Source organism: Nocardioidaceae bacterium, assembly GCA_018672315.1.
In the GTDB taxonomy this organism is placed as follows: Bacteria; Actinomycetota; Actinomycetes; order Propionibacteriales; family Nocardioidaceae; genus TYQ2.
Genome location: CP076053.1, coordinates 2767517 through 2791794, shown reverse-complemented (window position 1 = coordinate 2791794; position 24278 = coordinate 2767517). Strand labels below are relative to the sequence as shown.

At 66.1% G+C, this 24278-nt stretch carries 16 protein-coding genes; 7 read left to right on the top strand and 9 right to left on the bottom strand.

Going from position 1 to position 24278, the window contains the following annotated elements:
• Nucleotides 1-6: 6 nt before the first annotated feature.
• Together KLP28_13460 and KLP28_13455 are read right to left on the bottom strand one after the other, a co-directional pair.
• Nucleotides 7-885, bottom strand: a complete 879-nt coding sequence (locus tag KLP28_13460; GenBank protein QWC84565.1) for a GIY-YIG nuclease family protein — start codon at nucleotides 883-885, stop codon at nucleotides 7-9.
• Between the two features lie 36 nt (nucleotides 886-921).
• On the bottom strand, nucleotides 922-2208 hold the full coding sequence (locus KLP28_13455) for a hypothetical protein (protein QWC84564.1): 1287 nt from the start codon (nucleotides 2206-2208) through the stop codon (nucleotides 922-924).
• 219 nt (nucleotides 2209-2427) lie between these two features.
• On the opposite strand from KLP28_13455, the gene KLP28_13450 reads away from it, so the two are divergent.
• The 7 genes from KLP28_13450 (at nucleotide 2428) to KLP28_13420 (ending at nucleotide 9600) form a co-directional block, all read left to right on the top strand.
• Nucleotides 2428-3351 carry a WYL domain-containing protein gene (locus tag KLP28_13450; GenBank protein QWC84563.1) on the top strand — a complete coding sequence of 308 codons (924 nt, stop codon included), beginning with the start codon at nucleotides 2428-2430 and terminating at the stop codon, nucleotides 3349-3351.
• The gene (locus KLP28_13445; protein QWC84562.1) at nucleotides 3351-4343 is read left to right on the top strand and encodes a WYL domain-containing protein; all 993 of its coding nucleotides are present in this window, start codon (nucleotides 3351-3353) and stop codon (nucleotides 4341-4343) included. Before KLP28_13450 ends, KLP28_13445 begins: the two co-directional genes overlap by 1 nt.
• A gap of 105 nt (nucleotides 4344-4448) precedes the next feature.
• Complete coding sequence (locus KLP28_13440) at nucleotides 4449-5027, top strand: NYN domain-containing protein (GenBank protein ID QWC84561.1); 579 nt, start codon at nucleotides 4449-4451, stop codon at nucleotides 5025-5027.
• On the top strand, nucleotides 5024-6493 hold the full coding sequence (locus KLP28_13435; GenBank protein QWC84560.1) for a hypothetical protein: 1470 nt from the start codon (nucleotides 5024-5026) through the stop codon (nucleotides 6491-6493). The genes KLP28_13440 and KLP28_13435 overlap by 4 nt, the downstream gene beginning before the upstream one ends.
• A 192-nt stretch (nucleotides 6494-6685) precedes the next feature.
• Nucleotides 6686-8713, top strand: coding sequence for a DEAD/DEAH box helicase (locus KLP28_13430; GenBank protein ID QWC84559.1), 2028 nt, complete (start codon nucleotides 6686-6688; stop codon nucleotides 8711-8713).
• A gap of 64 nt (nucleotides 8714-8777) precedes the next feature.
• Nucleotides 8778-8987 (top strand): hypothetical protein, encoded by a 210-nt coding sequence (locus KLP28_13425; protein QWC84558.1) that lies wholly within the window; start codon nucleotides 8778-8780, stop codon nucleotides 8985-8987.
• 31 nt (nucleotides 8988-9018) lie between these two features.
• Nucleotides 9019-9600, top strand: coding sequence for a PD-(D/E)XK nuclease family protein (locus KLP28_13420; protein QWC84557.1), 582 nt, complete (start codon nucleotides 9019-9021; stop codon nucleotides 9598-9600).
• On the opposite strand, the gene KLP28_13415 is transcribed toward KLP28_13420, so the two are convergent.
• The 7 genes from KLP28_13415 to KLP28_13385 form a co-directional block, all read right to left on the bottom strand.
• A complete protein-coding gene (locus tag KLP28_13415) occupies nucleotides 9538-11262 on the bottom strand; it encodes a DUF1998 domain-containing protein (protein ID QWC84556.1) in 1725 nt (574 codons plus the stop codon). The two genes, KLP28_13420 and KLP28_13415, sit on opposite strands and share 63 nt — an antisense overlap.
• A complete protein-coding gene (locus KLP28_13410) occupies nucleotides 11249-14395 on the bottom strand; it encodes a helicase C-terminal domain-containing protein (protein ID QWC84555.1) in 3147 nt (1048 codons plus the stop codon). Before KLP28_13410 ends, KLP28_13415 begins: the two co-directional genes overlap by 14 nt.
• Complete coding sequence (locus KLP28_13405) at nucleotides 14392-16164, bottom strand: ATP-dependent helicase (GenBank protein QWC84554.1); 1773 nt, start codon at nucleotides 16162-16164, stop codon at nucleotides 14392-14394. The genes KLP28_13410 and KLP28_13405 overlap by 4 nt, the downstream gene beginning before the upstream one ends.
• Complete coding sequence (locus KLP28_13400) at nucleotides 16157-20926, bottom strand: DEAD/DEAH box helicase family protein (protein ID QWC84553.1); 4770 nt, start codon at nucleotides 20924-20926, stop codon at nucleotides 16157-16159. The genes KLP28_13405 and KLP28_13400 overlap by 8 nt, the downstream gene beginning before the upstream one ends.
• Before the next feature lie 102 nt (nucleotides 20927-21028).
• A complete protein-coding gene (locus KLP28_13395) occupies nucleotides 21029-22132 on the bottom strand; it encodes a DNA cytosine methyltransferase (protein QWC84552.1) in 1104 nt (367 codons plus the stop codon).
• Between the two features lie 53 nt (nucleotides 22133-22185).
• Nucleotides 22186-23238, bottom strand: a complete 1053-nt coding sequence (locus KLP28_13390; GenBank protein ID QWC84551.1) for a DNA cytosine methyltransferase — start codon at nucleotides 23236-23238, stop codon at nucleotides 22186-22188.
• Between the two features lie 42 nt (nucleotides 23239-23280).
• Nucleotides 23281-23724 (bottom strand): very short patch repair endonuclease, encoded by a 444-nt coding sequence (locus KLP28_13385; GenBank protein ID QWC86982.1) that lies wholly within the window; start codon nucleotides 23722-23724, stop codon nucleotides 23281-23283.
• Between the last annotated feature and the right edge of the window lie 554 nt (nucleotides 23725-24278).

Genomic DNA, 24278 nt, shown 5'->3' with positions numbered 1-24278 from the left:
TGGTCGTCAGCTAGTGCCCGTCCCAACAGCGACGGGTCCCGGCTGAGGCCGAGTCGTCGAGCGCTTGCCCACGTACTTCTCGCGCAGCGCCTTCACTCGGTCGGACTCAGGCGCCTCAACGAAAGCCCAGCCCTTCACTCGCGCTCCGTTTGGTCCCGGGCGGTCGGACGCCTCGTCGGTGTCGACGATCTCCCACACACCGAGCACAATGCCGCCCTGCAAACTTCTTCTACCCTTGGCGACCGCAACAAGAATGAGCGGCTTAGACGCTGCGGCCTTGCGGATGTCCTTGCGCCGGTCTTCGCCGACCGCCCATGACTGACGTGCGTTCTCCCAGACTGCCTCTGATGAGGCTCCAAGGAGCCCAGCGAGCGGGTTGCCTCCTCCCCATACACCAGAGATCGACACCAGAAATCCGGGGTCAACGATGTCGACATCGTCTGCGTTAAGCACCTTCATGGCCGCCATTACCGGCACACGCTCGTGGTGGTGGCCGTGCACCTTGTTCGCCAGTTTGTTGAGACCGATGGCGTCGATGACAGCAGCCTCGACGTCGTAGGCGCCGTCGTTGGAGAGACCGGTCCGTAAAAAGTCGATTCGGACTTCGCGGCCTGCCTCATGTGCGGCTCGGATGCGTGCGACTTTCTCTGATTCCTCCGCGACTGCGGCGCACGCGGCGTCGTCGTCCGAAAGTTGCGCCTGATCCGGGTCGGCGCCTGCCTGCCTCAGTGCAGCCTGACCGTCACGGCCCTCCTGCACTGCCTGCAGATACTCGAGCAGGTGATGCGCCGCACGCGTCCCCCGACCCTTGCCCACGTAGAAAACCTCGCCGGGGTCCTCGGAATCTTCGGCGTCCACAAGTAGGTACACGTAGTAGTCAGCCATCAGACCGTTCGTTCCTCTTCTCCCGAGACTTCTGAGTCATCCTCGCGTACGTCGGCCATGCGATCGCGCGAACGCGCGTTTGAACAGCTCCGACCATCCCTCTCCTCGACTCAGAAGCTGCTCGGCCGTCACCCGCACGATCGCACTGGTCTGCGTACGCCGGGTGACGCGCCAACCCCGGTCGGCCTCGACGGCGTCGGCGTCCGCAGCGCCGACCACGAAGTCGAGGCAGCCCCGGTTCACGTACACGGCGACGGTGCTGTGCTCGTCCGGTCGCAGGCCGGCGTACCGGGGGCCGGCCTCCGGCATGGGGTCGTCGCAGAGCATCGACTGACGATCCAGGACCTGGGCCACTGCTTCCAGCACTGCCGGGTCCACGCCCAGCGAGGCGACCGTCTCGATGACGTTCTGTCGCTGCCAGCGAACCCACTGGGCTGCCTCGTCCGCATCGGGTTCAGTTGAGCCGCCAGAGCCCCACACGTCCGGTAGCGGCGACCAGAACACGTCGTCGTCCCAGGGCAACGCACCAGGACCGGGGCCGCGGGGGTCGACGCTGGCGTCCGCAAGTCTCTCCGTGCTGACTGACGCCGTGACGAGGGACGGGTCGTTGAGCAGTAGCAGCTCCCTCACGAGTTGCGCCGTACGCAGACGGCGGCTGTCCTCGACAGCTCTCAGCGCGGGACTCACGATGTTAATCGCAGCCGCGAACTCCATCGGCATCTCCATCCAGTCCGCCAGCGGGTGCTCGTTGCGCGCGAGGCGCCGGACGAGGTTCGCGAGGCTGTCCTGAACTGCCCCGAGACCGTCTCGCGTCACGCGACCGTCCAGCGCGCGACCGTCATCGACGCCGAGGAGATCGCGCAGCGCGTCCCGCCGACGCGCCCAGTAGTCGGCGGCGTCGGAGTCCACGTCGCGATACTCCACAGCGCGCACGGCTGCGGAGATGAGCGCCTCGACGCCGAACGCCTCGGTGCCCCGGCGAGCGCTGTCCACCGCATGCATGGCACGCGTGGCTACCTCCACCATGCGGTGCGGCACCAACGCATCACCCCTCGCGTCGCACGTCATCCAGACGAGCGGGCCATCACTGAGGACCGTTGCCCGCAGCGGGCCGTCGGCCTCGAGCAGCGCGAGAGCGTGCGGCAGGCAGAAGCTGACCCGGCTCCCCGCTGCGCTGAAGAAGACCCGGCCGCCCGGGCTCGACATCGTGACGCAGGCGTCGCGGACATCGATCCGGGCTGACCCCTCGGTGCGGACGAGCACCTGCTCGATGACCTCGCTGACGGATGCGTCGAGCTTGGCGATGTGCATGGTCGGATCCATGATGGTGACCTTTCGGACTGAGTGGCTGTCACTCTCTTCGACGCTGGCCAGACCTCAGACCTGACAGTCGGCTCCGACAAACTTTTCGCGCAGTGTCCACCGGCGAGCAGCTCGTGGCCGGGATTCGTGCCCGAATCGGTTGCGCCAGGAGCTCCCTCGCGGCTTGGATCGGAACCATCGGTCTCGGCTCGGGCCGAGCGTCGTCCACCGGGAGGCGAAGTGCCAGGTCCAGGTCGTGACCAACGAGGTCCCATCGAGCGTCTCGTACGCATCGTCGCCGCCCTGCACGCCGCCGGCGAGGACAGCATCGACGGTGACCGCCTCATCCGCATCGCCGGGTTCGACGGCGAGGGAGCCGCCGACCAGTTGTCCCGGGAGATCCGGCAGCTGAAGAAGTCGGGGTGGCAGATCGACAACGTCGCCCCCACGGGCTCGGCGGCTCGCTATCGGCTCAACAGCAACGATCCCCGGCTGCGCCTTTCCCTGTCCCCCGACGAGCTGCGGGCCCTTCGCCGCGCCGCACTGCTCGCTCGGCGGGCCGACCTCGCGGAGCATCTCGGGCTCCCCCACGACCCGGCGGCGAACGAGGGGGCGGACGGGTCCAACGGGGCCGACGTGGCGCTCTCCGGACACGACGACAGGCTCACGACGGTGTTGACCGCCGTACGCAGCCGGGCTCGCGTCGCCTTCCGCTACAACGGAACCTCGCGCGACGTGCACCCGTACGCGCTGCAGCGCCGCAACAACGACTGGTATCTGGAGGGCCGGGAAGTCGACGTCGAGCGCGTCAAGAAGTTCCTGGTCTCGCGCATGTCCTACCCCGAGGTGATCGATCCCGGCAGCGCCGAGACACCGCGCACGGTCCAGCACGTGGGTCTGCACCCCATGACCTGGCTTGTGGACGAGCCTGTCGATGTCGTCGTCCGTTGCCGAACGGACTTCCGTGACGACGTCACCCGACTGCTCAACGAGCCGGACAACGAGACGACGGTCGGCGACGAGGTCCGGCTGCACTACCGCGTCACCCACCGGGCGGCTCTGCGTACGCGACTGCTCGAGCTCGGCCCACGCGTCACCGGCGTCGAAGGCTTCGACAACCATCTCGCCCAGCTCCGCGCCGTGGTGTCGGGGAGCGGTCGCTGATGCCACCTCCGAAGTACGTGCAGCGGTTCGCACGACTCCCCCGCCTGCTGCAGCTGCTCACCGAACACCCGGACGGGCTTTCCCTCGCCGACCTCGCACAGGTGGCAGGTGGCACGCCTGCCGAGGTCCGGGAGGATCTCCTCGCCTTCTACACCGCCGACGTCGGCGGCTCGGACCTGATGGGTCTGAGTCGACCGGAGGTCATCGAGTTCCTGGGCGTCGACGGCGCCGAGGCCGACCCGAACGCCGCGGAGGTCGTACGCGTCGCCACCGACCGGCCCACCGACGAGCTGGGCATCGAGCTGCTCGACCCCGCGGAGCTCGCTCTGCTCTACACCGCCGCTCGGGACCTCCAGGACCTCGAGCCCGACGACGCCGATCTCGCCTCCGCGGTCGAGGCGTTGGCGGCCACCGTCTACGGAGAGCCGAACCGCACCCAGCCCCACCGCGTGTTCGACACCGCCCTGGAGCCGATCCGGCAGGGGCGGGAGGGCAGGAAGCGCGTACGCATCCAGTACTCGCGCGCCTGGCACCCCGGGCTGAGCGAACGCGTCATCGAGCCCTACCGCCTGCAACGCACCCGGCGCGGCTGGGAGGTGGACGCCGGCCCGCCTGACGAGGACGGCGCGCTGCGCACCTTCCTGCTCGGGCACGTACGCGACGCCGAGCTGCTGGAGGAGACCTTCGAGGAGCCCTCTGGGCTTGTGCGGATGCTCGAGGAGCAGCGGCGTACGACAACCGTGCGTGTCTCGATCGCCCATGCGGGGCGATGGACTGCCGATCGGTACGCCGAGCACGTCACGGTGGTCGACGACCGTCAGGACCACGTCGTGCTCGACCTGGACATGCTCGAACCCGTCGGCGACCGGCTCGGGCTCATGCTGTTGAGCACCGGCGAACCGTTCGAGGTCCTCTCACCGCACTCGCTGCGCGACGCCGCAGCAGATCTCGCCGGACGTCTTCTCGAGCGATGGGAGCCGCGTACGACCTGATTGCGCAGCGTCCGACAGCCGTCTCAGGCTTTTGTGTCGGGGGGTGAGCGCACTCTCCAGGTACGAGAACGACACCGAGACCGGCACCGTCCACCAGGGGGAATCATGAAGCGCAGCACGTGCTCGAACCGCACCACCATCGGCTCTCCCACGCCTGCATCGCCGCGGCGGCTCGACCGCCCCAAGGTCGACGTGCAGCGCACGCAGGCAGCGGCGCTGCCGTCCTACTGCCGCGGCCGTGAGTTGCACTTGGTCGACGTAGAGAACCTGCTCGGGGGTGCGCAGGTCACCGAGGACGCGGTGCGCCGGTTGCGGGTGGAGTTCGACCAGCTGGTGGCGTCGCCGTGCTCACCGGACGACGTCCACCAGGTGGTGGCGACCTCGACCTGGCACACGCTCGCCGAGGCCGCGTTCGGCTGGGAGGTAGCGCGGCCGGTCTTCCAGGAGGGACCGGATGGTGCCGACCTCGCTCTGCTCGACGCCGGGGGCTGGCGACCGGAGCAGCGCTTCTCGAAGGTCGTGATCGGGTCCGGCGACCACATCTTCGCCGCGTACGCCCGCCGCCTCCGTGCTGCCGGCGTCGAGGTAGTCGTGGTGTCGCGGCCGGAGTCGTTGGCGTACGAGCTGCGTCGCGCCGCCAGTTCCGTCGTCCTTGCTTCTACGCGCGAACTGGAGACAGCATGAGCGACTCTTCCTCGACCCCATGGTTCGCAAGCGGGCCCCCGGAGGTCGCGCTCCCTGACGGAACCACGCTCACCGTGTCCCAGGTTGACGGCGGCACGGTCGCGATCCTCAGCGGACGGGTTCGGGTGGCGACGCGCCACGGGTGGACGCGCGGCTCACGTCCGCTTGACCACGAGGTCGAGCCCGGCGTGTGGTTGGTGCGAAGGTTTGCGCAGAAGATGGCCGACGACCAGGGCGGGCCCGTCGACCTCGCCATAGCCCTTCTGCTGCCCGGCACTCAGCTGGAATCGCTGACATGGAGCCCTGCCGGCGCCGGCGGCTTCCCTGTTCGAGCAGGTGACTTCCTCGGCGAAGCCGATCTCGACTTGACGGTCGGCAGAGGGCCGAACCGCCTCGAGTACCCCTTGGGCGGCGTGCTCAGCCCAGTCGACGACGAGGTCGTAGACGACGAGCGCCCCCTCCTCGTGTGCGACCGGGGACCCGTCGGACGCCTCGTGCCGGACGCAACCGTCGAAGTGTTCCAGGGGGCACCATTCAGCCGACCGATGCCAGGACACGACCTGGGAAGCACTCGCGTGTGGATCGGCACCGATGCACGAGGCGAGGTCGCAGCGATCGTCAGCGACATCCTCATCGCATATCTCGTCGCGAAGCCAACAGTGTGGTCGCCCGACGTCTGGGGCTTTCAGCTCCCTCATTCGTCGAGGAGCGCTCGCCTGCTCACCGATTCCGCCGGTTCTCTGCGACAGGAGTTTGCAGACGTCACGCTCGCGCTCTCGCTCCAGCACGCGGACGGGTGTTGGATCTCGCAGGTTGGTCGGCTCGAGGGACGACTCCTGACCGCACGGGCCATGCCTTGGTTCCTGAAGCATCCAGAGGACGATGCGCCCCTCGAAGATCTGGTGGAGCTGCCGATCGAGGCGTACGGACCTGCCGTGGTGTTCGGGTTGCCCGGCACCTACGACTTCGGCGTCCTCGTGCGGTTCTCGAACGAGTCCCCCACAGCATGGGCCTACCTCCCTCGCCCGGATACATTCACGCCCAGCATCGTCACCGATGCGTTCGCCTCCCGCTATTCGGAGGATGAACATGCACGGGCCGCCTTCGCCGACGCTTGCATGCGCGTTCCCGCTCCTGAGCCGGGCTCGGTCGCACTGCCCGTCCGCGACGACGACTTGGGGCCTCACAGCTGGCTCATCGGTCTCGACGCCGCCGGTGACGTCGCTGCCCTATTCATCTGCCACAACCCTGACGAGGTGGTCTTCTCCGCTCGCCCACCCGAGCTCGACGAACCCACATTGCGGCGGATCCGCACCGGGGCCCTGCGAAACCCTGACGAGGCGGAAGAGTTCGAGCTTCAAGTCCGCGACCTGTCACTCGAGATCGCGGACGACGGAGGCAAGGTCATGCCTGAAGTTCGAGGCCGCATGCACTTCATCGCGGAGACGTTCCTCGAGCCCGAGTAGCGGCTTTGCGCGGGCCATCGACGACCGCTGCTTATGCCGATCGTTCGACAGCCACTTTTCTTCGCGAGGATGACTCGGCCGCGGCCTGAATGTGCGCGACGGCTCATGTGTCTGGAAGACGTTGCTCGCTCAGAAGAAAAGATCTCGTCGAAGCGGAGCGGGCGATGGCCCGCACTGACTAATTTGCGTTGCATGCCAAGGGGATCGGGTGCATACCCACGTCGTGTACGTATCGTCGAGGGGCCCACGGCCACGCGTCCATACGCCTCGCCTGACGGCACCCATGATGACCTCTGCCCAGGATCGCCCTTCCCCGGCCCCCGGGGCGACGTTCGGTGGCGACTCAGCGCGGCCACCCGGACGCTCACGCGGGTCGCCGACGGCGCAGAACTGTCCGATCTCATCGGCAAGGAGGCCGCGGCCAACGTCATCTCGGGCTTCCTCTCCATCAGACCCGGGGGTGGCCGGGTCTGGTCGGACGATGCCGGCCGGGCATCGACGGTTGTAACAGCTCAGGCCGTCTACCTGGGACTCATCAGGACGGACTCTGGTCCGGCCGCCGCTGGATCAGTCACCAGGGGCACTCTCGAAACCGCCGTTGTCGATGTGCTCCTCGCTTCGCCGGGATCCACCGCGCGCGAGGTCGTCTACCAGCTCAGTCTCCAGGGGGTCCCGACGGACCGCCGCACCGTGAACGCCTTGCTGTACGGCCAGCGCTCAACGTTTGAGTCCGATGGAGCGACCGTTCCTCGGTGGCGGGCCCTTTCGCTAGCCTCTCGCCCCGTTGCCAGCCGCCAGACGCCGACAGTCCAGAAGTCGAGGAAGGGTGGGAAGTCGAAGCAGGTCTCGACGAACGCTTACGCCGCCCTTGTGGACACCGCGTCCATCCCCTCGCCGAAAGCGGCGAGAAGCCACCCGGTATCGCGACGGTACGACAAGCCCGCGCTCGCCCTCTTGGCCTGGCAGCAGGAGGCCATGCAGCGCTGGTACGACCGTGGTTGCCACGGCATCGTGGAAGCCGTGACCGGCACTGGCAAGACCCATCTCGGTCTCGAGGCAGCCGAACAGGCCCGTCGTGACGGCGAGAAGGTGACGATCCTGGTGCCGTCCGTCGACTTGCAGGATCAGTGGGTGGAACGGTTCCGGCACTTTCTGCCGCACGTGCGACTCGCAAGGGTCGGCGGCAAGAAGACCGGCGACCCGGCGCGCGCCGACGTAACTGTCGCCGTCGTCAACTCCGCCGTCAAGCAAGACCTTGCGGCACTGTCACCGGACTCGCTACTGGTGGCCGACGAGGTGCATCGCTACGGAGCCGTCGAGTTCCAGTACGCCTTGCGGGCTGGGTACGGCCGGCGTCTCGGGCTCACCGCGACACTGGAGCGATCGGGGGACGACGCCGTCGAGGAGATCCTCTCCCCCTACTTCGGCGGGATCATCATGACCATGGGGTTCAACCGCGCGCTACGCGAGGGCGTCGTGGCTCCGTTCCGGCTCGTACTGGCGCCCGTGGCGATGGTCGACGAGGAGCGGGCAGAGTACGAAAAGATCTCCCGATCCCTCAGCCACGCGATGAAGCAGCTCAAAGCCGCGGGAGCCATCAGTGGCGGCGGGGATGTCATCGGTCAGATCGCTCGTCTAGGGGGAGCCGGCGGGAGCATCGGTAGAGCAGCCTGGGCGGCCCAGTCGGCGATGCGTGAACGGCGGCAGATGCTGGCGGGACTCTCCAGCAAGATCGACGCCGTCGAGGAGCTGGCGGAACTTATCGAGGACAGCCAAGGCGCGGTCGTCTTCACTCAGTCGAAGGCAGCCGCCGAACAGGTCGCGGCCGCGATGCGCGGGTGGAAGATCCCGGCGTCGGCGCTTCACAGCGACATGGGCGTGGCCGAGCGACGACATAGTCTGGCAGCCCTGACGACCGGCGAGCTCAAATTGTTGGCTGCTCCCAGGCTGCTCGACGAAGGCATCGACGTCCAGGCCGTGGACCTCGGGATCGTGACCACGGCCAGCCGGTCGCAACGGCAGATGATCCAGCGTCTCGGCCGTGTCATCCGGCGCAAGGACGACGGGCGAACGGTGACCTTCGTTCTCATCTACGCAGAAGACACGGTCGAAGATCCCGCCGAGGGAGTGCACGAGGGTTTCTTCGACATGGTGGAAGACATCGCGACCGACAAACTCGTCCTCGAGCCCGGGTGGACGTCGGCGGACATCGCATTCTGAGGGCAGCATCCCGATTCACGGAACCCCCGCTCGTGAAGTTTCCTGGCCTCCGCCGCCAGGACCCATGACCTCCGACTCTGAGGCCGACTTCTATCAAGCGCGCGAGCAGTTTGACGGCTCTCTGCACGCGGTCCTCGTCGTCGACGGCCACGTCCTCGTTGGTGATGCGCCTGGGCATCGCAAGAAGTCGCTCGTTCTCGGCACCCGACTGCAGTCCGAGCTGGTCGCAGACGCCATCGAAGTCGCCTCGGCTGGCGGCCTGGATCGGCGGTGAGACAGGGAGTCCTTCAGCAGTCCCGGCGCCCGTGTCGTCGCCCTACGTCGTGACGTACGGCGACGAGCTCGCCGAACTGGAGTTCGAGCCCGAGCGTGAGTTCGAAGTCTTGTTGCCCGAGGAGAACGTGCTCATCACGGGGGCGATCGACGTCGTACGACGCGACAGTCCCCCGCGGATCTCGATCGTCGATCTCAAGTCCGGAGAAGCGGTGAGCGACAACCACGACGCGCTCGACGAGGAAGAGATGCGACTCCAGGTCTCCACCGACGCGATCGCCGCAAAGCAGGAGCTGGAGTACGAGCCCGAGTCGGGCCTGGTGCGTTACCTCGCCGAGCCTGATCCCGACCGGCGCGAGTTGACGGTGCCACTGTCGGACGACGTGATCGCAGAGAGCCGCGAGCAGGTGGCGGGTCTAGCTGGCGACATCCAGCGACGCGACTATTGCGAGGCCCTTCGGCGCACAGCAGCGAAGAGCGAACGCGTCGCTGCACCTCGTGCGACTTCCGGCCTCTGTGCTCGCTGCCCCACCAGAACTGATCGCTGGTCGTCAGTCCTCCTTCTCCAGGGTCGCCATCAGCGGCGCCGGCGATTCTTCGTGCGTACCCACTAGGGCGGCTCGGTCGAGGAAGATGTTGCGGTGCTCGCAGCTGGTCTCCGGCAGCAGCATGCAGGCATGACAGGCGGCGAGATTGAGGCCGTCGCTCCCGGACGGTCCTGCCTCGCGGCATACCGGATCGTTCGAGCACCAGGCGGCGCGTCGCACCGCGGCCACCACCATCCGCTCGAGCACCTCCGTGCGGGCCAGCGCCGCGAGACCACCCAGGCTGCCGGCCGCGTCGGACGACGCGGTGTAGATGAGGATGCCGGCCTGTCCGGTGTCCGCGTAGATGCGTTCCCGTAAGGAGCCGACCGGGTAGCCGGCTTCCAGGCTGAGCTCCTGCAAGAGAGCGTGCGCCAGCGAGTGGACGGCGACGAAACGCGGAGACGGGGTCTCGCCGGCATTACCGGCTTCGTACTCCTCGGCTCGCTGCTTCATCGACTGCTCGAGGGACGCATGACGACTGACGACCTCAGGGTCGGACTCCCACCGCTCGACGAACGCCTCGTCCAACCGCACGAAGACCCCCTCCCCCAGTACCTCGGTCGCCGGCAGCCAGCCGACGGGTTGCGCGCTGAGAGGCGCCAGAGGTGAGTCGGGTGTCTCACCGGTCTTCGGGGTGACGCGTGAGAAGCCTTGCAGAGCGCGCACCTCGCGCAGCCGGTTGACCGCGCTGACCTGCGCTACCACGCCCGACAGTCGCGACCCGACCGCTTTCGGTTCGCACTGGAAGTTGTCTCGCGAACCCGCGTCGTTGCCCTTGCTGAGCGCCTCGTACTCCTGGGTTCGCAGCTTCTGCTCGCTGAAGTCCCCCCCGGCACTGGAGTGGAGCCCCAATCGCCGCTCGACGACCTCGCGGAGCTCGGCCACCGTGACGCCTTTGCTGCCGGCGGCCAGCTCTGAGAGGCGTCCCTCGAGGTCGGGCCCCGCGGCGTTCTTAAGTAGATCCCAGTTGCGGGACACCAGCCGGTGCGCCGGACCGGACCATGGCGGGATGGAAAGCGCCGAACGAACGGCGGCGAACCAGACGTTCGACGAACCTCTCTGAAGGACACGCAGACGCTTGTCGCACTGCTCGTCGGGTGCCCCCGGGAGCCAGGGCCGCTTTCCCTTGCAGGACCGCACACCGACCAGGGCGGCACTGGAGAACGAGCCGGCCAGGGACCTCGAAAGGCCGCACGAGCACTTGATCTCGATGTCCGACAGTGATGAGGAAGCGCCCCGGGTGACGAGTCGCAACGCGTGCTTGCCCTCGGATGCGTGCCCTCCGGTGTGGACCCACTGGAAGTACGGAAAGTCCTCGATGTGCCCTGCTTCGCAACACGCTACGAAACGAGACGGGGTCAGGTCCCGCTCGCAGTCCTCGCAGCGCATCTTCCGCGCGTTGAACTCCCAGAACCGCGCCAGTCGTCGACAGTCTGGGCAGTAGGCGAAGGTCGGGAACCGGACGACCGGGATGTCCCCTGCCCGCCTTCCAGTAGGCGGCGAGCGGAAAGTGTGGACGCCGAGCGACTTCGCCAACCTCGGTTCCTCGACGGCGGCGGCGAAGCGGTCGTCCCAGTCCTCGGTGCCGCAGATGATGAAGCTCTGGTCACCCGCAGGGAAGAGAGACCCTACGCCGTACGTCGTGACCAGTTGCGACTGTCGCGCTCTCGGCTTGTCACTCGTCGCCATCGGACGACACCGCCTTCGTCTGCTTGGTGGAGATGATCTTCAGAGTGCTCTCACGGTCCACGTTCCGGAGGCTGGTGAGGGTCGGCCAGGGCGCTTCCTGCGGCGGGAACTGCTCGACGAGCGCGGACTCCTCCTCCGGACCCGCTACGTCCGTGCCGGCGGGGACCATGAGAGAAAGCAGGTCTTTGCTCTGGAACTGCCAGCGTGCGTATCGGTCGACGCCGTCGTCGTCGACTGCTTCGCTCCATCTCTCGATCAGCGCCTCCAATGCTGCCTCCACGGACGAGGCAGCCTTGGCCTCGGACCGCCTGGCCCGGGCAGTGATCACCTCGACGAGGTCGTCCAGCTCGTCACCCGACACCGGTACGTCGACCGACTTGTCGTCCGACGCCCCCGGCACCGTGTGCCGGGCCAGGAGGATCAGGAGCCCGTGCAGGCCACGGTCCAGCGCTCTCGCTGCGAACGGCGTCGCGCTCGTGGCCTCCACCTGGCTGTAGAGCGAGCGGTGGTAGGAGGTGAACCCCTCGAAGTGGGACAGGTCGCGCGACCGACTGGCGTTGAGCAGGGTCATCACGAGGCCGGGCTTCTGTCGACCGACCCGGCTGGTGGCCTGGATGTACTCCGACGTCGTCTGCGGCTGACCCATCACCACCATCAGGCCCAGACGGTCGACGTCGACGCCGACCGAGATCATGTTCGTGGCCAGGACGACGTCGGGGCAGTCGTCGTCGGTCATGGCGGTCTCGAGGGCCGCAAGCTCCTCCGGGATCTCGCTGGCCTGCTTGCGCGAAGTCAACTCACGCGGATCGCTGATCGGGCGCGGAGTCGAGCCGGAGCGCCGGGCCACCACCTTGATCCTGTCGACGACGTCGTCGATCGACTGAATGTAGGCCGCGCCGAGCACACGGAGACTGTTGAAGTAGCCCAGCAGGGTCCAGTAGGCGTCCTTCACCTCGTCCGACGCGTCGAGGTCCGCTGCACCCTGAAGCAGCGCGGCGTACGTGCGGACCAGCAGCGTGGCGTGACTCGTGCTCGGCGCCATCAGGCCGACGTACTTCCTGGTGCCCTTCACCTCGGCGGAAGCATCGACCGCGAAGAACGAGTCGCCGGCGTCCAGACCGGGCGGAGGGAACTGACGCGCGTCGCGATCGAAGACCGCCTTGACCTGTTCGCGCGCCCTGCGGATCGTGGCGGTGGAAGCGACCAGTTTCGGTCGGACGCCGGACCCACGGTCGGTGGCCAGGTAGTCGATGCCCGTCTCGTAGAGGCCGACGAGCGTGCCCAGAGGGCCTGCGATGAGGTGCAGCTCGTCCTGGACGATGAGGTCCGGCGGAGCCGACGATCCGACTCCCAGGATGCGTCCGCTGTCCTCATTCCAGGCCAGCATCGCGAACTTGTCCACCGTGCCGATCACCAAAGACGGTCGCTCCCGGTAGACGTCGCTGTCGATGAGGTGGACGGGGAGTCCCTCGCGTCCGAAATAGCGGCACGTCGACCGAGGGCACCTGACCCGCAGCTCGTCCGCTAGTTTGTCGGCCTCGTAGTCGTGCGGTGTCAGCTCGTGCCCGCACCACGGGCAGCGCAGAAGCTGGACGGGGTCGCCGTCCTCACCGGGATGCTGGTCGTTCTGGCGCTTGCGGAGGGCGGACGCTGCGTTCTTGATGTTGTTCGGGGTCGCGCCTTGGCCGACCCAGAGCCCGATCGAGAACGGAGCCATCTCGCGGTCCTGCTGAAGGCGCCAGTCCTCGAGCGAACAGATGAGGCCGGCGGCTCGCTCGAACTGCTGCAGGGTCAACAAGCGCAGGGTGTACCGCATGATGACGCCGACACCGGCGCCCGCGGCCACGCTCTCGGCTCGAAGACGCCGCAGAACGAGGCTGAAAGAGATCAGACCCAGGTAGGCCTCGGTCTTTCCACCGCCCGTGGGGAACCACAGGACGTCAGCGAGGTCTCGCTCGTCTGAGGCCGGATCGAGCAAGCCTTCGAGGTTCATCAGGACGAACGCCAACTGGAACGGCCGCCACTCCGCCGTGACGTCCTCAGGAGCCTGGTCGAGATTCTTTCGAATCATCTCCTGGCGCCTGCGCTGCTCGCGCATGACGGAGTTCATCGCCGAGAACGCAGTGGCCGCCACTCCCTCTTCGACCAACGCCAGACCCCGCTTCATCCGCTCCAGCGCGATGAGGGCGTCCGACTTGTGGCGATCGAGCGTGGTCATCTGCTCCGACGAGAGGTCCGCGAGCCCGTCATCAAGTTCGTCGATCCACTTCGCGTACGCGGCAATCAAGGCGTGAGCCGCCCCGAGGTCTCCGGCAGCGAGGGCGGCCATGTCGAGTGGGGGTACGTCGTCACGCGAGGCGTCCGCCAGCTGCAGGTCGTGCTCGGGGAAGAACGTCGTGCTGACCTCGTCGATGACGGTCCCGTCGTTCCATGTCACCGAGACTCCGTGACCGACCGCCACGTTGCGCTGCCGCCGGTAGAGCAGGTCGTTGGTCTCAAGGTCCTTCTCGCCACCCACCGAGGCTCGGCCCCCACGGTCGACGAACTCACCCTCGGTCGCGCGCACGCTGATGCGAGGACGGAACCAGCACTGGGCGTCCGATCGTCCCTTGTCGGGACGGGGCTGCGTGTTCACGATCACCAGCGTCACGCTTCGAGTGCCCTGACGTGCGCGTCGCGAAACGACCCGGAGCAGGAGTCCGTCCGTTACCTCCCAGCCCTCCTTCGGCACGTCCTCCAGGTCGACCCGGACGACGCGGCGCGCCGCTACCACCGCCCAGTCCCTGCCGGCTTCCGAGCGCTCGTACCGGTCGGCGCTCACCTCGACGTTCAAGTGCCGCGCCGCCTCGCTCAGGCCGACGGTCAGCCCCATCGACGAGGGGTACCTCAGGTGTGCGAACGAGACGGCCGGGTCGTACGCCGCGTCGGGTTGTGTGCCTGCATCGTTGTCGGCGGCGTCGTCGGCCACCTCGATCGGCTCCGACGAACCGTCCGCCACGCGAGGGTGGAGGATCCCGACGACGAATCGCTCGAGCGGGTCCTCAGCGAGGACCTCATCCGAGGTTCCCGTCAGGTCGAGCCGGACAGCCTCGACCATGTGGCGTCGGGCTTCGTACCAAGGGTCGAGTGTCATGCGTCCTCTTCCGTCGTGTAGCTGATGGGCACCATGGACGCCAGCGAGGGAGCCAGCCACAGGCCGTGGGCCCCGGGCATCTCCGCGCAACGCGGCCCGGCCACGCTCACGACCCTGTCGATGGTCGCCTCGCCCAGATGCGCCGCGAAACTGCCGTCCTGGTGTCGCTTTGTGATGCGCCGTCCAAGTTCTTCGCCGAACTCCGGGCTGGTGCGACCGATGACAAGTTCGGCATGCTTCAGGGCAAAGCACGGGCGCTCAGACGCTGAGCGACGCTCGTCGAGCTCAAAAGTGACCTGCGTGCCCGCGACGTTGTCGCTACGCAACCATTGCTGGACCTGCTCTGCGTCGTCGCCGGGAGGGTGGCCCTGATCGATGTCGTCCGTCATCACCTGAACGCCGAAGGTCATCCATTTCTTGTGGCCGCCGTTGATCCAGCGTCCACGCCGGGACCGCTGCAGTCGCTTGACATGCCGGTCGTCGGGGCCGTCGGCAACCACGATGCGTCCGCGCGCGCGCGTCAGTGCGACGAACCGAACCCTGTCGTGCTCAGGCATCTTCTCGAGCCAGGGCTTGTCCGGGAAACGGACGAGCACGGCGTTGTCGAACTCCAGTCCTTTGGCGCGGTGCACCGTCGAGACCACGACGGGGGGCGCACCTGAGTCCGGAGGAAGCATCGACGCAACACCGGGCTGTCCCAACCGCTCTACGAGACGTCGCAGATCCAGCTCTCTGCCACGAGCCCCGGTGATGCCACGAAGCGCGCGCCACCGTTCCTGAGCGAGTTCCTCGTCGTCGTACGCCCTGAAAAAATCCTCGCGTGTCACTCCGATGACCGGGCTGTCGGCGAGCTCGCGCGCGATCCACGACGGCAACGGCTGTTCGTGCACGGACCGCCTCAGCTCCACGTCGATGCCCGACCGGGTCAACTCGTCTGCGACCAGCAACGCCTGACCGTTGTTCTCGACCAGGAAGGCCGTGACGCCACCCCAACCGTGCAGTAGAGATGCCGCCAGCTGGACGTCACCGACATGGATGAGGTCGGCTTCGAAATCCTCTACCGCGTAGGGCGCCTTGCTCGACTCGGCGACGTAATGCCGCAAGTCGGCGGCTGCGCGAGCCTCGCGTGTCCTGGCGCGGTACTGACCTTCGAGGACGACTCTGAGAACCCCGGCGTCGCCCAAAACCTCGCCGAGGAAGCGATCGGAACCCAGTTCTGCGTCACGCTTGTCACCCGCCTCCCGAAGCTGAAAGTCGTAGATGGCCTGAGCCGGGTCACCCAGGAGGGTGAACCCCGCGCTGTCGTCCAGGTTGTCCAGCAACGCCAAGAGAAATCGCGCGCGGGTGCCGACTACGTCCTGGATCTCATCGACGACCAGGTGTTCGATGTCGTCCAGGGCGTCCCAGTTCTCCTCAGACAGGAGCCGGGTCGCCAAGCGGATGCGGTCCTCGAAGCCGAGAGGTGCCCAGTCGACGGCCGCAAGGTCGGCCAGAATGCCCGCCGCCAGGGAGTCCAGCGTGCGCGGTCGCACGGTCGTGAAGCCAGCAGTGACTAGCCGCCTTTGTGCCGCAGTGACGGCGGCGTTGGAGAAGCTGATGATCACGATGCCGTCGTCGGGATCGACGTCGTGGTCGTCGACGAGGCTCTCGATGAGGGCCGCGACGACCTCCGTCTTCCCGCTCCCAGGACCGGCAATGACTACTTGTCGGGTGCCGGGCGCCGCCGTGGCGACCTGCATCTGTTCCTTGTCCAGGTCGATATCAGACATCGCTCTCCGCGCCGGCACCCTGCTTGCGGTCCCACAGGTACTCGAAGTCCTGGAAAGCGAGCCGATCACCGTACTGGTCGAGGTTGTCCTTGACGTTAACGATCAGGACCTCCTCGGAGCCACCGTTTCTCGGACCGCGCAACCCCCGGCCGATCATCTGCTGGTAGACGTTGGGGCTGAAGGTCGGACGAGCCACATACACCGCCCGGACCTTCGGAGCGTCGAAGCCTTGCGTGAACACGTTGTAGTTCGTCAACACGCGGATGCGACCAGCCTTGAACTCTTCCACGTAGTGCTTGCGAGCCGCTGGCTCGGTGCTCGCGGACACCGAAACGGCCTGCACGCCCGCGTTGGTCAGCAGAGCCGCCATAACACGGGCGTTCTCCACCGACGGGGCGAACGCGAGCACGCTCCAATCCTCGGGCAGCCGGGCTATCGAGTCGACCACGCGTTGCGTGCGATTCAGGTCCTCGCCCAGCTTCTCGCTGATGGCCGCCGGCAACCGGCCGAACTCTTCGATCTCCGCCACGTCCTTCGACGACAAGCGCACGTCCGCGCCATCGAGCAGCTCGTGCCTCACGGTCGCCAGGATCTGCTGGTCCTGCAACTCGCCGTACGGGTCGTCATCGTCGAGGAAGGCGTTGCGGTCGAGACGGTTGCTGTCATATCGCCGGGCGAGTCGCGCCGTCTCCTCCTCCGACATCCCCCTGAACGGCGTCGCCGTGAGACCGATCAGCGGTCGTCGTGCCTCCTTGTCACGGCCTCGAGTGGACCGTTGGGTCCATTCGAGCACCTGGGTGTAGCTGGAGCTGATGGACGTGTGGGCCTCGTCGATGACGACGACGGACGGATCGGTCAGCCAGTCGTAGTCGTCCGCCGGGCGGTCCTTCACCGAGCTCAACTTCTGGATCGTCGCGACGACGATCTGCAGCGTCCCTGGCTCTTCGGCCACCTCGTTGCTCGCCCACAGTCGTCCCAAGCGCAAGCTCTTGCCCGGGCCTATTGCGCGCCAGACGTAGGCCCACGTCTCAGCTGCCTGCTCGCACAGCTCATCGGTTTGAGCGATCCAGAGCAGAGGTCGGGACTCGTCGAGTGTGCCGTCCGCGAAAGCGCGGACCAGGGCTTCGACAGTCACACGGGTCTTACCTGCTCCCGTGGGGAGCGAGACCATGCCGCGGTCGGGTCCTCCTCCCTCGAGAAGGTGAGTGATCCGCCTCGTGACCTGCCCTTGATACTCGTGGAGCGGGGGAAGCACGGCCGGACCGTCCACTAGTTCCACAGCCGGACGATCGGCGGACGGGAAACCCGCCCAGTCCAGGGGGAACCCCAAGGAAGCAACCCACTGACGGGTCGTGCGCCGGCCGGACCACTCGCGGGGCGGCTCGAGACCGGCTTCATCGAGCGCGGATCGAAGCTGCTTGAGAATGCCTACACCGTGGACCGAGTACGCCAGTTTCGCGACACTACGGGAATCCAAGGGACCGTCATTCTCGAGAGCATCGAGGGCGGGCCGCGGCACGGAGCGACGCAGCGGTTGCTCGCCGACCGCCGCAACAAGGCGGTCCAGGTCGTCCGCGGCGTCGCGGACGGCGCGCCGCGTGGCATTGACCTTCTTCTTCTCCATGTCCGCGAAAACGGCATCAATGTGCGCCTTGGACATCCCGAGCTGCAGCTCGTCTGAAACCTGCTGCAGACGGCCCTCCGGAGAGGCGGCCGTGACGAAGAGGGTTTCGCCGTCCCGCCGGTGCTTCATGGGTCGCGCCGCCTGTCCTCGGGGCGTCGCCACCATCCGCACGATGCGACTACAAGGCTGCAACCGCAGGTCGTGGTCCTCCACGTCGTTCAGGTGCGCCTTCAGAGGCGGGAAGAGATCGAGCAGGTAGCCGGCCTCGCCGGATGTCTCGACGACAACTTCCTCCTGCAGCAACTGCTTGGCATCGACCAACCCCCACTTCTCGATCAGGTAGGCGACGTCATCTGCATCCTCGGAGTCCTCGACGAACATGGCCGGTACGTGCGCTTCCAGCATCGACTCGTAGACACCGCGGTCCCGTGTGACCCCGATGGCGTTGGGGGCCGCCATCTGGTTGTCGCGGCCGACGCGGACGAGTAGATCCGTGGGCTCGTTGTAGTAGGCAAACCAGGCATAGAAGTTGTACCGCCTCTGCTCGTCTGCTGGATCCCGCCAACGGTCGACGCGAGCCTTCATCCACGTCCAGTCGGACGACGTGAGGTCATCGATAGAAGCTTTCAGACCCAGAAGCGCGCTCTGGAAAGTCGCCTTCGCCACGGGAAATATGTCAGAGTCAACCCCGCTCTCAGGGGCGATCGCGTGCTTGACCGGCGTAAGACCGAAAGACGTGCGCAGCACTCCGTGCCGCTTTATGAACCAGATATCGGGATGCAGACCCTGGATTGGCCTGTGCGCCTTCACAGTCTTGTGCCGCGCGGTCCAGGGCTCGGCGGACGCGTGCGTCATCAAGTGTTCTGTAGCGTTAGCACGCCCTTCGTCCCCGAGCTTCGCGATCATGCTTAGCGGCCAGAGCGGATCTACCCCGCGGACAATGACACTGCCTGGATCTGGACGACCCTGAGCATTCTCAATGAATGCGGCCCGAAGCTGAGCCTTGTACTCTGAGACCCACGGCTCTTCACTTACGGTGTAGCGCCGAGTAGGAGCATCCACGGCACCCACCTTACGCAGCAAATCTTCGTCGGCAGCGTGAAACACGGGATCAATCAAAAAGGCACGGTCTTTCGGGTCAGCGCCAGAAATGATGCGCCCCTGCAAGAGTGCGTGCTCAGGCGTAGCCCATCGACCCTCTGCAGTTCGCAGCCACACGAGCTCAGAAAGGTTATCGCCCAGTTCCTCTTGTAGGACTGTGATCGCGGTGGCACTTGGCAGTTCCCGAAGGATCTGCCAAATCTCTGACCAAACGGCCCCCTTCCGAGCAGCGTCTACCGACCGGGTTCGCGCCAGAAGGGCGGCGAGTTCCCCTCGACGGTCCATGACCCTGACACCGAGAACAGACAGAGACCGCTTGACATCATCACTGCTAGCAAGAGCTGGGTCGACATAGGCCACGTCAGCCTGCCTTTTGGATTCTCCGCTCCGCACGAACACACGCCCGCGTCGAGGAGCCGTGAAGCTGCCGTCTTCCAATCGAATTATGCGTGATTTTCGCGCGGCGTCAGCGAAAGCCTGACTGACGCCGGGTCGGCCGCTCTCTCTGTCCCCAACTATCTTAGCGGCGAGCGCTATGGCAGCTCGGGATGACTCAGCGCTACCGCTAGAAACTAATGCTTCCAACCACTCCGTAATGTCTGCCGCGCCCCGCCCATCGTCGCCACTCAGGCGCTTCAGACGGCGGATCTTGTGCCGACGCTCAGGAGTCGCATACGCCCCGGGGTGCAACCATTGTTCGATCGGGGCCCCCGGCGACTCCGCCCACTCTTTGAGCCAATCGCCGAGCGACTCCTTGGCTTCGGGACCTTCACTGAAATCAGGAACCCACTTGATCTCAATGGGCCGGCGAAGCTGTCCGCGCCCATCTGGTATGCACGGTTGACCACTGAGCTTGAGCATGACTGGCTCGTTGATGTAGCCGTCCACCCAATTGCGGTCCTCCTTGCCGCGTGCGGGCATGGCGTCGAGTGCCGCCATTGGCGCGTCGGAACCACCAAGCACACCGATGGCGTCTCCGACCAGAGAAGGGAGTAGGGCTAGGAGCTCTTTATTGAAAGGCCCTTCCAAGAGATGGGTGCGATCGTCACTCAGCTTCCAGGGAGCGTTGACGACCCCGGCCAAAGTCGTTTCATCAAACGTAGGGAAGAACGCCCAGAAGCGCCCAAGCGAAACCTTGGGCGGCACCCTGAGTGCGTACTTGACTTCGACGACCTCCCGCGAAGCTGCGTGCCCACCGTCAGTCAGGGCGAGATCAGAGGGTTGGTGTTTTACGCCGCACACCTTCCATCGGCTGACCTTGCCATCCGCCACGAGCTCGACGAATCCGTCAGAGGCCGCCCGCTTGGTGACGTCCCAGTCTCCCCTGAAGGTCTTCTCGCGACCGCGGCCACGAAACCGGGCACGCAGCACGTGGTCGGAGAAGAGAATAAACTCGGCGGGAAATGATGCGAGTCGTCTATCGAGCGCTAGATCCCCTTCGATCAGCGGCAAACGGATCACTGTCGACGCCCAGGCCATCAGGTCTGCTAGGTCGGCATCCCTAGCCGCCCATTCAGCAGCGTCGAGAACTCGCCCCAGACGCATGACTGGGTAGTGCGTCTCCTCAAAACCAGCTGCAATCAACCTGTCGCGCGACCACTGGCCGTCGAAGCCGAGGCTTACGCTTTTGCTGAAGATTTGCGGACTGTCCGAAACCGCAAGCACGGACTTGAAGCCGATACCAAATTTGCCAATCTCCTCGTCTTCTTTTGCTGAGATGTCCGAGGCCATTACGGCCCGCACTCCAGCCTCGGTGAAGGGCTCGCCGTCGTTCGCGACGTAGAGGCACTCTTCTGTCAAAAGCACCTCGACTCGGGAGCCCGAGCCGCGCGTCGCGTCCACTGCGTTCTGAATAAGCTCCTCCAGCTGACGAGTTGAATAGCCGCCTTGCGCGATCCGACGCTCATTTCTTGCGTCTTGCGCCACGCGCGAGGCGTCCTTCCCGTAAACCGCCAGGCAGACCCTGGTCTGAGTTTCCACCACGCCGACGAGATCGGCTTCGTGGCCCGTGACCCATCCGTCAAGCGCGTTCTGCATTGCTGGGAGACTCCTTGTCCCCGACGCGGCACCTGATCGCCTCGTCGTCGTCGATGGGTCAGACGGTAGTCGAGACCAGCGACAGTTCAACAGGATCAGGAATCACTCTGAGCCCCCGATCGGAGTCCTGACCTGGCCGAACACCGGTAGAAGACAGTCGGCCACTGCCCGCGCCAGTGGCGGTGGGACCGCGTTGCCAATCTGTCTGGCGATGTCAGCGAGATCGCCGACGAATCGGTAGTCGTCGGGAAAGCCTTGGAAGCGAGCGGCCTCGAAGTGGGTCATCGCTCGGTCCTGCGTCGGGTGAAGGAAACGTCCTTTTTCCGGCTTGAAGAACTCGGTGCGGACCGTGCCTGCGGGCTTCTCCCAGGTCAGCCGACCCAGGCTGTCCGTCGCACTCCTGGGATGCTGCCGCCAGCAATCCATGGACAAATGATCCGGGAGGTCGAGCCGGCTTCCGCCGTACGGCACCGCTCGGAACCTGGCACGGGACAGCGGTGAGTAGTCACGACCGATGTGCAGGTTCGGTGTAGTGAAGGGGCCGGGTAACCACTCATCCTCGAAACGGACCCGTCCACTGGGGAGTCCCCGTCGGGCTGCGAATGGGCGGACGTCGCCGATCGCGTCTCTCACGGTGGCCCTGATCTGCCCGGTCGGGCGAGGGATAGCTACGTCGGCGAGATCGCGTCGCACGCCGACAACGAAAGCTCGCTTCCTGGTTTGAGCCACGCCGAAGTCGGCTGCATTCAGCACGGCGTGGCTGAGCCTAAAACCGGCCAGCATTCCTTGTAATACTTCGTTCAACAACGCTTCGAATTGAGGTGACTTCAGGAAGGCGGGGACGTTCTCAATCACGAACGCCTTGGCGCCCGAGGCAAGCACTGTGTCAATCAAGGACCGCCACAGGCTGTTTCGCTGGTCGCACGGGTCGCGTCGACCGATCATCGAGAACCCTTGGCAGGGGGGTCCGCCGACGACCACATCTGCCGATGGGACCGAATCTGAGTCGAGCCACTCGTCGACGGATCCCCAGAAAATCTGGTGACCGTGATTGGCCGCCCACGTGGCCGCGGCCGCTTTGTCCAGCTCGACAGCTGCGGCGACCTGATAACGCTCGCTCGACTGTGTGAAACCCTGTGAGAGCCCACCGGCTCCGGCGAAAAGGTCGATGACCCGGATTGGCGAGAGGCCATGCACGCGTTGCATCTATCGACCGTATGCGGAGTGTCCGTGCTCGCGACGACGTACACGCCGTGGGGTCAGAGCAGGCGCTCTCCGAGCCACAGGGCGAACGACTGAGCCAACGGAGGTGGTACGGCGTTCCCGATCTGACGGGCTATCGATGCCTTGGTGCCGCACCACTCGAAGGACTCCGCGAAACCCTGGATCACAGCGGCTTCGGCGTGGGTGATCGGGCGGTCCTCGTCGGGGTGAAGGTAACGCCCCTTCTCGGGCTTGAAGAACTCGGTGCGAATGGTGACGGCGGGTCGATCCCACCGTAGCCGGCCCATGACGTCCCCGGAGCCTGACCGGTGCTTGCGCCAGCACGGACTGAGCAACTCGTCCGGGATGTCGAATCTGTTGCCACCTGGAGGGATAGCGGCATACCGAAGTCGCGAGAGCTCGGTCTTGGTGCGGGTGACGTGCAGCTGCCGAAGCTTGAAGGCACCGGGGATCTGACGGCCCCGGAACTCGACCTTGCTTTGCGGCAGATCGATGCGCGTCACTTCAGGCTCGAGTGTCGGCTCCAACGCATCGCGGAGGTCGCGAGGCGACCGAGGTGCGGGCATCCCGGTCTCGCGGGTCCCCCGGGGCCGGCCCACTACGAATGCTCGACGGCGTGCCTGGGCGACGCCGTGATCGGCCGCGTTGACCAGGTGGATTTCCAGCTCGTAGGCGCCCAACTTCCCTCCGGGACGGGCGAGCTGCGTCAGATCCGAGAACTCACCGGACTTGAGGAACTGCGGGACGTTCTCGAGCAGGAAGAACGTTGGCCGGACCCTCTCGAGCGTCTCGACGTAATGCGTCCACATCGCGTTGCGAGGGTCCGCAGGATCCTGCTTGCCGAGGCCTGAGAAGCCTTGGCACGGGGGCCCGCCGACGACGACATCGCCGTGCGGAATGGCACCGCTCGTCCAGTCCGCGATGTCGCCGACGTGGACGTGGTCCCCGAAGTTGTGCGCGTACGTTGCCGCTGCGTCGAAGTCCCACTCGACGGCGGCCACCGACTGGAAAAGGCCCGTGGACTCGAAGCCCGCAGTCAGCCCGCCGCAACCCGCGAACAGGTCGATCACTTTCGCTTCGCCAGCCACGTCAGACAGGCTAGAGCCAAATCGGGGACGCCCCCGACAGGCTCACCGACGGCTGTGGACGACGTCTCGGATTCGATCGGCCGCCTCGTCGGAGTCTTCGTGCTCCCAGAACCTCAACGCGACCCATCCGGCCTCGGACATCGCCTCGTTGGTGTCTCGATCTCGAGCCCTGTTGCGGTCCAACTTCTCGCGCCACCAGGCGCTGTTGGCGCGTGGTGAGGTCGCATGATCCGGGCACCCGTGCCAGAAGCAGCCATCGATGAACACTCCCACGCGCACTCGCGTGAAAGCGATGTCGATGCTGCGTCGCGACCGCCCCGGCACCGGCCAGCCCACCCGGTACCGGAGTCCGTCACCATGAAGTCGACGCCGTATCGCCATCTCAGGGGCCGTTCCCTGGCGCGACTGTCGACTCAGACGAGCGGACACCTCGGCCGATGACGGCTCAGGGGACGAAGTTCTCGAGCTGTCGACCTGCGCGCCCATGTTGCTCCGCACGATCCCCATCTGCCTGCCTTCAGGGCACACGGCACCGTCGGCAAGTCGATCGGGCCGCCCTCGAGTTCTGTCGTCTACTGCACTCGACCTGGAGCCATCGTCCACCTGCTCTGCCTTCCCCTACCGGACGGCTGCAGACTTCCCTCGTCGCGCAGCTGCTGGGCCGCCCATCGGATGTCGTACTGCCACGTGAAGAACAGGTCACCGGACTGACGGAGCTCGTGCTCATGTCGATCCCAGACCTCGCGGCACACCTCGACGACAGTGCCTGAGCCGCCCAGAGCGTCGAGGGCCTCGAGCACGCACCTCCGCAGGTCGGACTTGTGCATGCGAGCAGCTTCTCAGCTCGACGCCCACTGATCCAGTCGTTCCGCGTCCGAGCCGCCGCGACACTCGCTCCCGGCTCGCAATCACGTTCTGCAAAATGGGTTCAGGTGCACCGGTCTTTCGCTCGCGTGCCGCCGTCGCTCCCTCAGCCGTTCGTGCGTCCCCGACCCAACTCCTCTGCGCCACGACCACGGTGAGGGACGAAGCAGAAGGCG